This window comes from Plantactinospora sp. WMMB334, from assembly GCF_049179095.1.
GTDB lineage: Bacteria > Actinomycetota > Actinomycetes > Mycobacteriales > Micromonosporaceae > Plantactinospora.
Genome location: NZ_JBMHME010000002.1, coordinates 2862595 through 2875029 on the forward strand (window position 1 = coordinate 2862595; position 12435 = coordinate 2875029).

Genomic DNA, 12435 nt, shown 5'->3' on the forward strand with positions numbered 1-12435 from the left:
GGTCGCGAGTAGCAGAAGGGACGAGTGCAGATGGGCGCGGAGCAGGCCAGCATCCTCGCGGAGGTCGCCGACATGCTGCGAGCGGTCCTCGGCGACGCCGCCGAGGACGACATCACCATGGAGACCACCTTCCGGTACGACCTGGAGATGGAGAGCATCGACATCGTCGCACTCGCCGGACGTCTCCAGGCCCGCTACGGCAACGCCGTCAACCTCGCGCAGTTCGTCGCCGCCCTCGACATCGAGTCGGTACGCGACCTGCGGGTCGGTCAGCTCGTCGACGTCATCGCCGAGGCGCTGTCGGAAGCCGACCCGGACCGGGTGCCGGCATGAACTCCGTGCGCGTCAACGGGATCGACGTACACGTCGCGCAGCTTCCGCCGGCCGGCGACCGGCCCGCCCCTGCCACGGCCGTGATGATCCACGGAATGGCCGGCGACACGCTGGCGAGCTGGTACTTCACACTGGCCAAGCCGGTCGCCGACGCGGGGCTGCGGGTCGTGACATACGACCTGCGCGGGCACGGGCGCACCCAGCGGCCCCGCACCGGCTACACCCTGGACGACTTCGTCGACGACCTGGACGCGCTGCTGGTGGCGCTCGACGTCACCGGCCCGGTCCACCTGCTCGGCAACTCCTTCGGCGGCACGATCGCGTTCGGCTACGCGATCCGCCGGCCCGAGGCGGTCGCCACGATCACCACCATCGAGTCCGCACCGCCGACGCCGGCCTGGTTCCTCCGCATCGCGTACCGGCTGAGCCAGGCCGCCCAGCCCGGCCGCCGGCTGGCGGCCGCCCGCGACTTCGTCGGGACCACGAGCGTGGCCCGGGAGCTGCCGGCGAGCCGGCTGCCCGGCGACGCGCGGATCGCCGCGATCGACTGTCCGGTGCTCTGCGTCTACGGCGGTCACTCCCGGGTCGGCGAGCTGGCGCCGGACGTGCGGCGGCTGCTGCCGCACGCCGAGGTGGTGGTCGTACCCGGTGAACGGCACTCGCTCCTCGTCGACCGGCCGGAGACGGTACGCGAGGTGGTGCTGCCCTGGCTGCTCCGGCACAGCCCGCAGGAGGTTGTGCGATGACCACGGCGCCGGACCGCGCGATCATCATCAGCACCGGCCGGTGCGGGTCGACGCTCCTCTCCGACCTGCTGCACACCGATCAGGGCACGCTGTCGGTGCAGGAGTTCTTCATGACGGCCGCGCTGCTGGCGCCGGACGACGAGGAGGTCTCCGGCGCCGACTACTGGGCGCTGCTGAGCTGCGCCAAGCCCGACCTTGCCGCCCTGTTCCGGATCGGCATGCCGCCGAAGGAGGTGCACTACCCGAGCGGCGGCCGGTGGGGCGCCGACCTGACCCGGCTGCCGTGGATCCTCGCGATCACCCTCTCGAAGCTCACCCCCGATCCGGACGACCTCTTCGACACGCTCGCCGAGCGGGTGCCGGCGTTTCCCCGGCAACGGGTCTCGCGGCACCACCAGGCGTTCCTGGACCTGCTCAGCACGCTCGGCGGCCGGCGCCGGTGGGTGGAGCGCTCCGGCGGGTCCAGCTACGTGGCGCCGTACCTGCTCCGCAGCTACCCGAGCGCGAAGGTCGTCCACCTGACCCGGAACTGGGAGGAGACGGCCCGGTCGATGAGCCGGCACCCGTCGTTCCAGCTCATCCAGCTGCGCGTGGAGTCACTCGGCCGGTACGGGCTGGACCCGTTCCGGATCGCACCGGAGACCGCCGTGCCGGCGGCGCTGGAGCGCTACCTGCCCGAACGGCTGACCGCCGACGCACTGCGCGAGCGGGGCCGCGACGTGCGCCGCTACCTCGGCCTCTGCGCCTTCATGACCGCCCAGGCCGAGCAGGCGATCGGCGACGCCCGGCCGGAGCACCTGCTGACGATGCGCTACGAGGACCTCGTCGAGGCGCCCGTGGCCGAGCTGACCCGCCTGGGCCGGTTCCTGGATCTCGACGACCCCGACGGGTGGGCCGCGCAGGTGGCCGGCCGTGTCGGTGTCCCGGTACGCGCCTGACTCCGCGACCCACCCGATTCCGCGACCGTGCCCGGTGCTGCGACCGTGCCCGGTTCCGCGACATTGCCTGAGGAGAGGACACTCGTTGAAGAAACTGTTTGCCGCGGTTGTGACCGTGCTGGTGGTCACGCCGCTCGGCGCCACGCCGGTCGCCGCCGGCCGGCCGCCCGAGTTCCGCTACGAGCTGCTCGCGAAGGCCCAGCCGGACGAGTGTTTCGACGGCGTCGGCCAACCCTACCCGGCCGGGCCGCCCTGCGCCGAGGGCCAGCCGAAGGTGAACCAGGCGTACGTCTGGGGCATCACGCTGACCGGCAACCACCTGTGGTTCGGCACCGGGGCGAACCTGCACTGCCTGACCAGCGGACGGACCCTCGACGCCAAGAACCCCTCCCTCAACGACGACTGGGTCTGCGAGTACGGCGAGAGCCAGATCGCCAAGCGCAACCCGAACCTGCCGCCCTACCTCGGTGACCACCGCATGCCCCGGTTGTACCAGTACGACCTGCGCCACCGGAGGCTGACCGAGAAGACGTCGGCGGTGACCGCGTCCCCGACCGGCCTGCAACTCCTGCAGGGCACCGCCGGGATCCGGGCGGCCGGCAGCCACCGGGGCGTCGTCTTCTTCGCCGGCCCGGGGATCAACGCCACGATGAACATGTTCGCCTTCGACGCCGACACCGGCGCCTTCCTCGGGGCGAAGAACTTCCCCGAGTACGGCAACATCCGGCACTTCCTGGTCACCGGCGGCACGCTGTACGCCGGTGTCGGTGTCGGCGGCAACGGCGGCGAGGGTGGGCACGTGCTCCGGTGGACCGGCGGCAAGTCCGACCCGTTCGCGTTCGTCTCCGTGGCCGACCTTCCCGCACAGCCCGCCGACCTGGCCTTCCACGACGGTCGGGTCTTCGTCAGCACCTGGCCGGGCCCGGCCGCGTCCGGCGCCGCCGCCGACGACCCGGCGCCGAGCAGGCTCGCGAGCGTGTGGATGAGCCCGCCGCTCTCCGCCGGCCAGCCCGGCCTCAACCCGGCGGACGCCGACGGGTGGACGCAGGTATGGTCGGTGGCCGAGTACGAGCCCGACATCGTCACGGCGCACACCTACGCGCTGGGCGGGCTCGCCTCCTACGGCGGCTACCTCTACTGGGGCACCATGCACGTGCCGCTGAAGGCGACCACCACGCACCTGACCCTCTACCCCCCGAAGGACGAGGCGGGCACCCGCGCCGCCATCGAGAACACCCAGCGGGCGATCTCCATCTTCCGCGGCCGGGACCTCGGCGGCCGCAGGGAGAAGGTCGACCTGCTCTACGGCGCCGCGCAACTGCCCGCGTACGACGCGGCGGCCGCCGACGGCGCGGGCGCGTGGGCGGCCGCCCCGACCGGATACACCCCGACGTACGGACCGTCCGGCTTCGGCGAGCGGTTCCTCAACTACACCTGGAAGATGGTGGTGGCGCAGGGGAAGCTCTTCGTCGCCACGATGGACTGGAGCTACCTGGCCAAGGAGATGAACGAGGGCACCGGCGGCGGGGACGCGCCACCGCCCACCTACGGCGGTGACCTCTACGTCTTCGACTCGCCGCACCGGCCGGCCCGGGCCGTCGACAAGGCAGGGTTGGGCAACTATCTCAACTACGGCATCCGTAACATGGTGGCCTCCGGCTCCACGCTCTATCTCGGGATGGCCAACCCGATGAACCTGCGCACCGATCCGGACGACGACGTGCCGGAGGGCGGCTGGGAGCTGCTGAAGCTGACCATGGACTGTAGATGACCCGTCTCCGTCGGATGGTGGCGGCGGCCGCCGTGGTCCTGCTCGGCCCGGGGTGCGACCCCGGGCGGCCGGACCCCGCACCGCCGCCGCCCCTGCCGGAGGGCTCGTCGGCGCACACGATCACGGTGGACGGGCGGGAGCGGACGTTCCGGGTGTACCGGCCCGGCTCCCTGCCCTCCTCCGGAGCGGTCCCGCTCGTCGTGATGCTGCACGGTGCGCTCGGCGGTGGCAGGCAGGCGGAGTCCTCGTACGGCTGGAACGAGGTCGCCGACCGGGACGGTGTCGTGCTGGCCTACCCGGACGGCCTCAACCACGCGTGGGCGGTCAGCGACGGCTGTTGCGGCCCACCGGCCCGCGACGGCATCGACGACGTGGCGTTCGTCGCGCGGGTGGTCGACACCGTCTCGGCTCGGCTGCCGGTCGACCCCGCCCGCGTCTACGCGGCCGGCATCTCCAACGGCGGCATGCTCGCCTACCGGCTGGCCTGCGACACGAAGGCGTTCGCGGCGATCGGGGTGGTGTCGGCGACGATGCCCGGCCCCTGCGACGATCCGGCACCCACGTCCGTGATCCACGTCCACGGCACCGCGGACCGCACCTTCCCGTACGGCGGCGGCCCGGGCCGGCGCGACAACGACGGCACCGGCCCGAACCCGGCCCGGATCGACGGCCCACCGATCCCGGCCATGGTCGACACCTGGCGCCGCGTCGACGGGTGCACCGCACCGCAGCGCAGCACGTCCGGGCCGGTCACCCGCACGGCGTCGACCTGCCCGGACGGGCGGGCCGTGGAACTGGTCACCATCGCCGGGGCCGGGCACCAGTGGCCCGGTGCGCGGCCGCCGGGTCCGGTGGCCCGCCGGCTCGGCCTGGACGAGCCGTCCACCGCGCTGGACGCGACGGAGACGATCTGGCGCTTCCTGCACGCGCATCCCCGGCCGTAGCCGGTGGGCCTCCATTCAGGGCGCGGGTGGCCGGCGGTAGACGGAGACGTGGGACCGCGACTCGGCGGTGAACTCGGCGCCGCGCCAGTCGGCGTGCCTGCTCTCCAGTTCGAGCCCCGCCAGCTCGGCCATGAGGTCCAGTTCGGCCGGCCAGATGTAGCGGTGCGGGCTGCGGAACATTTGCGCCTGCCGGCTGTCGTCGAACCGGAAGTGGTGCGACACCACCTGCTGGCGCAGCGGGTCGTAGGTGTCCAGGCCGACGTAGCCGGGCTGGGCTGCGAAGACCACCGCCGACTGGCCGGGCGGAAGCTTGCGCAGCTCGGGCACCCAGAGCTCGACGACGAACCGGCCGCCGGGGAGCAGGTGACGGGCGGCGTTGCGGAAGCACGCGACCTGCTCGGCCTGGGTGAGCAGGTTGGAGATCGTGTTGTAGACCAGGTAGACGAGCGGGTACGCCCCCGGGGCGGTGGCGGTCGCCATGTCGCCGACGATCACGGGGATCGTCGACTCGTCGGCCTTCCTCCGCAGCTGCTCGACCATCGGCCGGGACAGTTCGATGCCGGTGACCGGCACGCCGCGTGCGGCGAGCGGGACGGCGACCCGGCCGGTCCCGATGGCGAACTCCAGTGCCGGCCCGCTGTCAGCGAGGCCGGCGAGGCGCTCCACCGCCGGCCCCAGCACCTCGGGGGCGAACATGCCGGTGCCCGGGGTGTCGTAGCGCTCGGCGGCCTCGGCGTCCCAGATCTCCTCCTGTCGCATGCCGCCCACGATCGCGAACCCAGGCCGGGGCGTCCAACGAATATCGGCGGGAACCACCACCTGACGCGCAACCGGACCGGCACCCCAGGATTCCGGACCAGCCGGGCGCCAGGCCCTCGACGCCGCCGGTCCGGCCGGGGACCGTCAGGCGCATGCATTCCTCGACATCCCCCGCTGCCCGCAGTGGCACGTCACACCGGTCGGTCATCCCGCACCGCTGGCCGGGCGCGCTCGGGCTGGCCGCCGCCGTCATCGTCCTCGCCACCGGGCCGGATCGGCAGACCGTGGCGATCACCGTCGGCGCGGCGACCCTCTGCTATCTCGGCGCCGCCGCGCTGGCCCGGCCCTGGGTCGCCTGGGCCGCCGTCCCCGGCTTCAGCGTGGTGATGGTCGCCAGCGCACTGTTCGAGCTGCCCTGGTGGGTCGTCACCGGAGTCGCCGCCGCCATCCTGGTGGTCGTGGGTCTGGCCGGCCGGGTGTCGTACCCGGTCCTCGGTGCGCAGACCGCGGCGGTGGCCGCCTACGGTGGGCTCGCGGTGACCGGTCTCCTCCTCGCCCCGCGCGTCGGTGCGGTGCTGGTCGGCCTGGTGCTCGCGGCGCACGCGATCTGGGACGCCGTCCACTACCGGCGGAACGCCGTGGTCCCCCGGTCACTGGCGGAGGCGTGCATGCTGCTGGACGTGCCGCTCGGCCTCGGCTTCCTGGCCCTCGCGGCGCTCGGATGACCGACGGCGGTCGGCGCGCCGTTCGCCCGTCCGGCTCGGGGATCGCCGCCGGTCGGGGCCGGTCGCGAAACTCGCCCGGTAGCGCGACGGGGTGACACCGTACCGGTCGGCGAAGGCCTGCCGGAGCGCCTCGGCCGAGGTGAAGCCGCAGCGGGCGGCGACCCGGGCGAGCGGCAGCCGGCTCGACACCAGCAACTGGGCCGCCGCTTCGAGGCGCACCGTCCGGACGTACCGGGCCGGGGTCTGCCCGAGGTGCGCGACGAAGAGCCGGGTGAGGTGCCGTTCGCTCACCGCCGCCCGGGCGGCCAGCGCGGCAAGGCCGAGGTCGGCGTCGGGCGCCCCGCGGATCAGCGCGACGAGGTCGCGGAGCAGATCGTCGTCGGGTGCCGGCGCCGCGAGGAACATGCTCATCTGGGCCTGGTTGCCCGGCCGTTGCAGGTACGTCACCAGCCCGCGCGCCACGTGCCGGGCCACCTCGCCGCCGAGGTCCTCCTCGACGAAGGCCAACGCCAGGTCGAGGGCGCTGGTGACCCCGGCGGCGGTGGAGACGTCTCCCTCGCGCAGGTAGATCGGCGCCGGATCGACCTCGACGGCGGGATACCGGGCGGCGAACAGGTCGGCGAACATCCAGTGCGTGGTGGCCCGGCGACCGTCCAGCAGTCCGGTCGCGGCGAGTATCCAGGCGCCGGTGCAGACCGAGGCGACCCGCCGGGTCTCCCGGGCCAGCCGTCGTACGTGCGCGACCAGCCGGTCGTCCTCGGCGGCGTCCACCGCTCCCTCACCACCGGCGACGACCATGGTGTCGATCGGGCCGCGCAGCCGCTCGATCGGCGCCTGCGCGTTCAGGACCAGCCCGGACTGGCAGGACATCGGCTGCCCGCCGGGCGACACGACCAGGATCCGGTAGTGCCGGCCGGCCCGGTTCGCGTAGTCGAAGGTGGTGGTCAGGCAGGCGATGTCGAGCAGTTCGGCGCCGGGATAGCCGACGACCACGATGGTCCTCGGCGTATCCGCCGGCAGGCTCACGACCGCCCCCGGTGGGCCGCCCGTCTGCGCCGGACGACTGTCGCCATCGACCGCTGCCGTACCTTCTCGCGTTTCCGGGCGTTCACGGTCACCAGCTTGCCGCATCGCCGCCCTCCGGAACATAGCCGGCGTGGCCGTCATCGACGGCCCGGCAGCGGAGGTAGGTGTCCAGCGCGGCGGCGCCGGTGAGCATGGCGCGGCCGCGGGCCGAGAGGCGGGCGTGCCAGTCGTGCAGCATCGACTCCAGGGGTGCGACGCCTCCGGCGGCGCGGACCTGGTCGATCAGCGGGGCGATCTGCTCCAGCAGGTAGCCGCCCCGCCTGAGCTGGTGGGCCAGCCGGACGTCCCGTACGTCGGCCGCGTCGTAGACCCGGTAGCCCGTCTGCGGATCGCGGCGCGGTCGGACCAGACCGGCGTTCTCCCACTTGCGCAGGGTGGCGGGGCGGATGCCGAGCCGTCGGGCCAGCGGGCCGATGAACGTGTCGCCGCCAGCGCGGGCCTGCTCGCCGCGTGCCTCGGGCACGCGCGCCAGGTCGCGGAGCGCGGCGTCGACGGCCTGGAGGGTGCTGCGGTCGTCGAGGAGCTGGCCGTGGCTGGCGTCGATGAGCCGCAGCGCCTCCTCGGTGGCGCCCCGGTTGACCGCCTGCATGATCGACGTGGCCGTCCGGTGCCCGTGTCCGGGCACGAGCGCCAGGAACGCGCGCAGCGCCTGCGCGTGCAGCGGCGTGTAGGTGCGGTAACCGTGGCGGGTGCGTGCGGCGGCGGGCAGGATGCCGGCGTCCTCGTAGTTCCTGACCGCCTGGGTGGAGAGACCGTGCTCGCGTGCCAGGTCCACCGGCCTCATGGATTCAACACCGTTTGAAGGTCCATCGCGCTCGCAGTAGGCATTGTCCGGAAAAGTTTACATCGATAGTTCAGCGATAGCGTTGAGGGCATGGATATCAAGGACACGGCCCGGCCGCTCGACGGCGCGGGCGTCTCGGCATTCCTGGAGTCGCTTCCCGCCCGCCCCCTGCTGCTCGGCCTGGGCGAGGCCCGGCACTTCGTCGGGGAACTGGGCGAGGTGCGCAACGAGACCTTCCGGCATCTGGTCGCGCACGAGGGCTTCCGGTCGTTCGCCATCGAGAGCGACTGCCTGCGGGGCCTCGTGGTGGACGACTACCTCACGACCGGCGCGGGCACGCTCGACGACGTCATGGACCGCGGCTTCAGCCACGGCTTCGGCACCGCACCGGCCAACCGTGAGCTCGTGCGCTGGATGCGGGCGTACAACGAGGACCATGACGAGAAGCTACGGTTCTTCGGGTTCGACGGCCCGCTGGAGTACTGGGCGGCGAGCCCGCGCCAGGCGCTCACCGGCCTCCACGCCCTCCTCGACGGCCCGCTCCCCCGGACCGTGGTGACCAGCGAGACCCTCGACGCGCTGCTGGGCCCGGACGACCGGTGGTCGCACGAGGCCACGGCGACGGATCCGTCCCGGTCGATCGGCCGCTCCGCCGACGCCCAGCGACTGCGACTCGTCGCCGACGATCTGGTGGCGCTGCTCGACACACAGGCGCCCCAGCTGAGCCCGGCCGACCGGGAGCGGGCGGCGCTGTACGGCCGCACCGCCACCGGCCTGCTCCGCTACCACTACTGGATGACCGACGCGTCCCCGGCGCGCTGGACCCGACTGTCGGCGCTGCGGGACGCGATGATGGCCGCCAACCTGTGTGCCGTCGCCGCGCACGGCCCGGCCCTGGTCTACGCCGCCAACCTGCACCTGCAACGGCACAGGAGCGTGATGTCCTTCGGCGCGCAGCGGCTGGAGTGGTGGAGCGCGGGAGCGATCGCCGCGACGCAGCTGGGCGACCGCTACGCCTTCCTGGCCTCCGCCCTCGGCACGACCGGCGACGACATCCCGTCCCCCGACACGGTCGAGGGCATCCTCTGCACGCTTCCGTGGGACCGTTCTCTCGTCGACGCCCGCCGCCTGGCCCGGGCCGTCACCACACCCGCCCTGCGCGTCTCCGACGACTTCGCCTATTTCCCCCTGGACCCGGCCCAGCTCGACATGATCGACGGCGTCGTCTTCCTCAAACAGGTCGACAGGCTGGGGCGACCGGGCTGACATCCGGGCGCGACGCCGAGGCGGGGCCGGCGGTCCGCCGGCAGGAGCGGAACGACTCCAGCCCGCGCAGGCGCCGATCCCGTGCCGTCAGCCGCGCCGCCGGGCCCGGGCCGACCAGATGACGTACGCGGGGTCGCGGTCGAGGTTGTGCCGGTCCCGGTCGTAGCGGCGGGTCGTGCGCGGGTCCGCGTGTCCCATCGCATCCTGGACGTCCTCCAGGGACACCCCTTCGGCGCGGGCGGTGGTGGCGAAGGCGTGCCGTAGCGAGTGCGGCGACAGCATCGCCCACGCCTGGATGCCGGCTGCCCGGGCGAGCCGGCGGACCAGCCGGAACACGGCGTTGCGGTCCAGTCGGGCACCGGTCGTGGTGACCAGCAGCGGACCGGTCAACTCCGGCACGCTCAGCCCCTGGGCGGCGGCCCGGGCGGCCAGATAGGCGTCCAGGGCGTACCCGGTGCCGGGGGTGAGGGCGCGGCGACGGACCTTGCCGCCCTTGCCGACGAAGCGGATGCTGCGATGCCCACGCTCGGTACCCAGGTCGGTCAGGTCGAGTGAGATCAGCTCGCCGACCCGCAGCCCCAGATCGGCCAGCAGGGTGATGGTGGCCCGGTGCCGGAGGGCGGTCGGACCGGTGTCGGCCTCGGCCGCGGCCACCAGCGCGTCGACCTCGTCGGCGGTCAACCCGATCGTGGCGGAGTGGTCGCGGTCGACCCGCGGGCGGTCGGCGGCGGCCACCGGATTGGCGTCGACGGCGCGCAGCCTGACCAGGAACTCGTACCAGCTGGACAGCGCGGAGAGCCGGCGGGCGACGGTGGTTGGGGTGAGTGGGCGGCCGCTGCGGGCTCCCAGCGTCGCCTCCAACTGCCGGGCGTACGCGTTGACGTCGACGAACGTGGCCCGCAGCGGATCGAGGTCCCGGCTCCCGCACCAGTTCAGCCAGCCGGCGACGTCCCGCCGGTAGGCGTCGCGGGTGTGTGCGGAGAGCCGCCGGTTGCCCAGCCAGGCTTCGGTGAAGTCGAGGAACCCGGCGGCCGCCAGCGCGGGGCTGCTCGAGTGGCGGGGCACGACCTCGGGAGACGGCATGCGAGAAAGGCTCTCAGTCGGTGTGCGGATTCGTGCCGAGGCGCGCCCGGGCAGGTGCCGGCTATCCTCCCGACGTGCTCTTCCAGATCAGAGGCTTGTCCCGCCATTTCACCGAGGAGACGCTCCGGGCATACCTGCTGGACCGCTCGACACGCAGGGCGGACGGCTGTCTCGTCGTACGCGGCTACGGTAGCCGGCGCGGCGTGCCGCAGAAGGTCGCGGGCCGGGCGTGGGCACACATCGCCGCCTATGTCGTCTTTGTCGGCAACTACGACCCCGAGCTGGACGTCGACCGCGCCTGCGGTGTGCCGGACTGCATCGAGCCGACCCACCTCCGTCAGGTCGGTCATGCCGAGAACCGCCGTGGCCGTAGGCAGCAACCTCGGTGCCGCAACGGACACGACCGGGAGATCGACGCCCGCACCGGTCGCTACCGCCGGGTCTGCCGGCGCTGCAACGCCGACGCACAGAAGCGGTGGCGCGAACGGCAGGCACGCCAGGTTGCCGAGGGCCGCGCCAGCTACGGCCGCGCAACGGATTGACGCCGACCGCCGATCCGGCGGGTCGGGTGGCAGGTGGGCTGTTCTCCACGCACTACTCGGTGATACCGTATAGCGGTACTCGGTGCTACGAGGTACCGGGTGGGTCGACGAGGAGCCGCGATGGAGGGCCTGACGGAAATGCTGAAGGGGACACTCGAGGGCTGCGTGCTCGAGATCATCGGCGGCGAGGAGACCTACGGGTACGCCATCACCCGCCGCCTGAACGAGCTCGGCTTCGCCGATGTCGTCGAGGGGACGGTCTACACCATCCTGCTGCGGCTGGAGAAGAACGGACTCGTCCAGGTGACGAAACGACCATCCGAGGTGGGCCCGCCGCGCAAGTTCTACGCGCTCAACGACGCGGGACGCGAGGAGCTCGGGACATTCTGGGCGAAATGGCAGTACGTTTCAGCACGCATCGACAGCCTCAGGGAGGGCAGGCGATGAACTTCTGGGAGCGGATCACGGGCAGTGATCTCACCAGGGAATGGAAGGCGTTCGAAGCCCGGGCGGCGGCACTGCCGGCCGACTACCAGGCGGCATGGGGGCAGATCGTCAGCCACCTCTTCCCGTACGGAGACTTCACCGGGCGCAGCCTGATGCCGATCCTCGACGCCGCCCTGGGGCTGCTCGAAGAGGCATCGGCGGACGGGCAGAGCATCCACGACGTGTTCGGCGACGACATCCCGGGCTTCTGCGCGGCGCTGGCCGGCGGAAAGGAGGCCCGGACCTACCGCGACCGGTGGCGCGAGCAGTTGAACCGGAACGTCGCAAGAAAACTGGGCCGGCTGGGAGGCTGACGTGGGTATCCAGGACATCATCGAGGGCAAGAAGCAGTGGCGGGCGCACGTGGCCCGGGTCAAGGCTCTTCCGCCGGACTACCAGATCGTCTACAAGGAGATGCAGAGGTACCTGTTCAAGGTCGGACCGGTCGACCTGGTTGACGGCGGCCTGCTCCCCGGGATCGTCGACTTCTTCGAGGAGGGCGTCGCGGCCGGCAAGGGAGTTCTGCAACTCGTCGGCACCGACGTCGCCGCCTTCTGCGACGACCTGGTCAAGGACTCGCGCACCTACGCGGACGTCTACCAGGAGTCCATCAGCGGAAGCTCCGGCACGGACGAGAAGTAGCGCCCGCGGTCACCACGCGAGCGGGCGTAACCGCAGAGATCCGGCAGATTGTCGGCCCTACGGCGGCGGCCCGAGTGGTCAGCCGTACGTGCTCGGCCTGGTGCAGCGCCGAGCGCCCGCGTGGGTCGAGCCGCCGACGGCTCGACCCACGCGGTACGGCAACGAGAATGAGCGGTACTACACCAGCCACAATCCTTACGCCAAAGAACTGTCATTATGATGTACTCCGCGCAAGGGGCTCCTCAGTCCGGCTTCTCCCTGCGTTTTGGCCGATTACCGGAATACCGGTATTAGTAATACGATAATTATTGCGCATGGCACGACGGCGCA

General features: G+C 72.3%; 15 protein-coding genes. 11 read left to right on the forward strand and 4 right to left on the reverse strand.

Features of this window, described 5'->3' with window-relative positions; all coding sequences use genetic code 11:
• The first annotated feature begins 30 nt into the window (after positions 1-30).
• The 5 genes from ACN27G_RS12210 (at position 31) to ACN27G_RS12230 (ending at position 4732) form a co-directional block, all read left to right on the forward strand.
• Complete coding sequence (locus ACN27G_RS12210; protein ID WP_421492917.1) at positions 31-333, forward strand: acyl carrier protein; 303 nt, start codon at positions 31-33, stop codon at positions 331-333.
• The gene (locus ACN27G_RS12215; protein WP_421492918.1) at positions 330-1079 is read left to right on the forward strand and encodes an alpha/beta fold hydrolase; all 750 of its coding nucleotides are present in this window, start codon (positions 330-332) and stop codon (positions 1077-1079) included. Before ACN27G_RS12210 ends, ACN27G_RS12215 begins: the two co-directional genes overlap by 4 nt.
• Positions 1076-2017, forward strand: coding sequence for a hypothetical protein (locus ACN27G_RS12220; RefSeq protein ID WP_421492919.1), 942 nt, complete (start codon positions 1076-1078; stop codon positions 2015-2017). Before ACN27G_RS12215 ends, ACN27G_RS12220 begins: the two co-directional genes overlap by 4 nt.
• A gap of 85 nt (positions 2018-2102) precedes the next feature.
• Positions 2103-3788, forward strand: coding sequence for a hypothetical protein (locus tag ACN27G_RS12225; RefSeq protein WP_421492920.1), 1686 nt, complete (start codon positions 2103-2105; stop codon positions 3786-3788).
• Positions 3785-4732 (forward strand): alpha/beta hydrolase family esterase, encoded by a 948-nt coding sequence (locus tag ACN27G_RS12230; protein WP_421492921.1) that lies wholly within the window; start codon positions 3785-3787, stop codon positions 4730-4732. The genes ACN27G_RS12225 and ACN27G_RS12230 overlap by 4 nt, the downstream gene beginning before the upstream one ends.
• A 15-nt stretch (positions 4733-4747) precedes the next feature.
• Here ACN27G_RS12230 and ACN27G_RS12235 read toward each other — a convergent pair whose 3' ends face one another.
• On the reverse strand, positions 4748-5491 hold the full coding sequence (locus tag ACN27G_RS12235; RefSeq protein ID WP_421492922.1) for a class I SAM-dependent DNA methyltransferase: 744 nt from the start codon (positions 5489-5491) through the stop codon (positions 4748-4750).
• A gap of 152 nt (positions 5492-5643) precedes the next feature.
• Here ACN27G_RS12235 and ACN27G_RS12240 point away from each other — a divergent pair, with 152 nt between their 5' ends.
• Positions 5644-6216: a hypothetical protein gene (locus ACN27G_RS12240; RefSeq protein ID WP_421492923.1), complete on the forward strand. Its 573-nt coding sequence runs from the start codon at positions 5644-5646 to the stop codon at positions 6214-6216.
• On the opposite strand, the gene ACN27G_RS12245 is transcribed toward ACN27G_RS12240, so the two are convergent.
• Positions 6142-7242, reverse strand: a complete 1101-nt coding sequence (locus ACN27G_RS12245; RefSeq protein WP_421492924.1) for a GlxA family transcriptional regulator — start codon at positions 7240-7242, stop codon at positions 6142-6144. The two genes, ACN27G_RS12240 and ACN27G_RS12245, sit on opposite strands and share 75 nt — an antisense overlap.
• Before the next feature lie 88 nt (positions 7243-7330).
• Positions 7331-8086, reverse strand: coding sequence for a TioE family transcriptional regulator (locus ACN27G_RS12250; protein ID WP_421492925.1), 756 nt, complete (start codon positions 8084-8086; stop codon positions 7331-7333).
• 90 nt (positions 8087-8176) lie between these two features.
• On the opposite strand from ACN27G_RS12250, the gene ACN27G_RS12255 reads away from it, so the two are divergent.
• Positions 8177-9352 carry an erythromycin esterase family protein gene (locus ACN27G_RS12255; protein WP_421492926.1) on the forward strand — a complete coding sequence of 392 codons (1176 nt, stop codon included), beginning with the start codon at positions 8177-8179 and terminating at the stop codon, positions 9350-9352.
• Between the two features lie 87 nt (positions 9353-9439).
• On the opposite strand, the gene ACN27G_RS12260 is transcribed toward ACN27G_RS12255, so the two are convergent.
• Entirely contained in the window at positions 9440-10435 is a 996-nt protein-coding gene (locus ACN27G_RS12260; RefSeq protein WP_421492927.1) for a tyrosine-type recombinase/integrase, read from the reverse strand.
• Positions 10436-10509: 74 nt separating this feature from the next.
• Between ACN27G_RS12260 and ACN27G_RS12265 the strand changes: the two genes are divergently transcribed.
• From ACN27G_RS12265 to ACN27G_RS12280, 4 genes are all read left to right on the forward strand, one after another.
• Entirely contained in the window at positions 10510-10977 is a 468-nt protein-coding gene (locus tag ACN27G_RS12265) for an HNH endonuclease (RefSeq protein ID WP_421492928.1), read from the forward strand.
• 120 nt (positions 10978-11097) lie between these two features.
• On the forward strand, positions 11098-11424 hold the full coding sequence (locus ACN27G_RS12270) for a PadR family transcriptional regulator (protein WP_421492929.1): 327 nt from the start codon (positions 11098-11100) through the stop codon (positions 11422-11424).
• A complete protein-coding gene (locus ACN27G_RS12275) occupies positions 11421-11777 on the forward strand; it encodes a DUF1048 domain-containing protein (RefSeq protein WP_421492930.1) in 357 nt (118 codons plus the stop codon). Before ACN27G_RS12270 ends, ACN27G_RS12275 begins: the two co-directional genes overlap by 4 nt.
• A gap of 1 nt (position 11778) precedes the next feature.
• Positions 11779-12105 (forward strand): DUF1048 domain-containing protein, encoded by a 327-nt coding sequence (locus tag ACN27G_RS12280; RefSeq protein WP_421492931.1) that lies wholly within the window; start codon positions 11779-11781, stop codon positions 12103-12105.
• The last annotated feature ends 330 nt before the right edge of the window (positions 12106-12435 follow it).

Bases quoted from the DNA above. Each gene is read 5' to 3' on its own strand.
- ACN27G_RS12270 (WP_421492929.1), top strand. From the start codon at position 11,098: ATGGAGGGCCTGACGGAAATGCTGAAGGGGACACTCGAGGGCTGCGTG.
- ACN27G_RS12210 (WP_421492917.1), top strand. From the start codon at position 31: ATGGGCGCGGAGCAGGCCAGCATCCTCGCGGAGGTCGCCGACATGCTG.
- ACN27G_RS12220 (WP_421492919.1), top strand. From the start codon at position 1,076: ATGACCACGGCGCCGGACCGCGCGATCATCATCAGCACCGGCCGGTGC.
- ACN27G_RS12250 (WP_421492925.1), bottom strand. From the start codon at position 8,086: ATGAGGCCGGTGGACCTGGCACGCGAGCACGGTCTCTCCACCCAGGCG.
- ACN27G_RS12230 (WP_421492921.1), top strand. From the start codon at position 3,785: ATGACCCGTCTCCGTCGGATGGTGGCGGCGGCCGCCGTGGTCCTGCTC.
- ACN27G_RS12215 (WP_421492918.1), top strand. From the start codon at position 330: ATGAACTCCGTGCGCGTCAACGGGATCGACGTACACGTCGCGCAGCTT.
- ACN27G_RS12260 (WP_421492927.1), bottom strand. From the start codon at position 10,435: ATGCCGTCTCCCGAGGTCGTGCCCCGCCACTCGAGCAGCCCCGCGCTG.
- ACN27G_RS12255 (WP_421492926.1), top strand. From the start codon at position 8,177: ATGGATATCAAGGACACGGCCCGGCCGCTCGACGGCGCGGGCGTCTCG.
- ACN27G_RS12235 (WP_421492922.1), bottom strand. From the start codon at position 5,491: ATGCGACAGGAGGAGATCTGGGACGCCGAGGCCGCCGAGCGCTACGAC.
- ACN27G_RS12275 (WP_421492930.1), top strand. From the start codon at position 11,421: ATGAACTTCTGGGAGCGGATCACGGGCAGTGATCTCACCAGGGAATGG.
- ACN27G_RS12240 (WP_421492923.1), top strand. From the start codon at position 5,644: ATGCATTCCTCGACATCCCCCGCTGCCCGCAGTGGCACGTCACACCGG.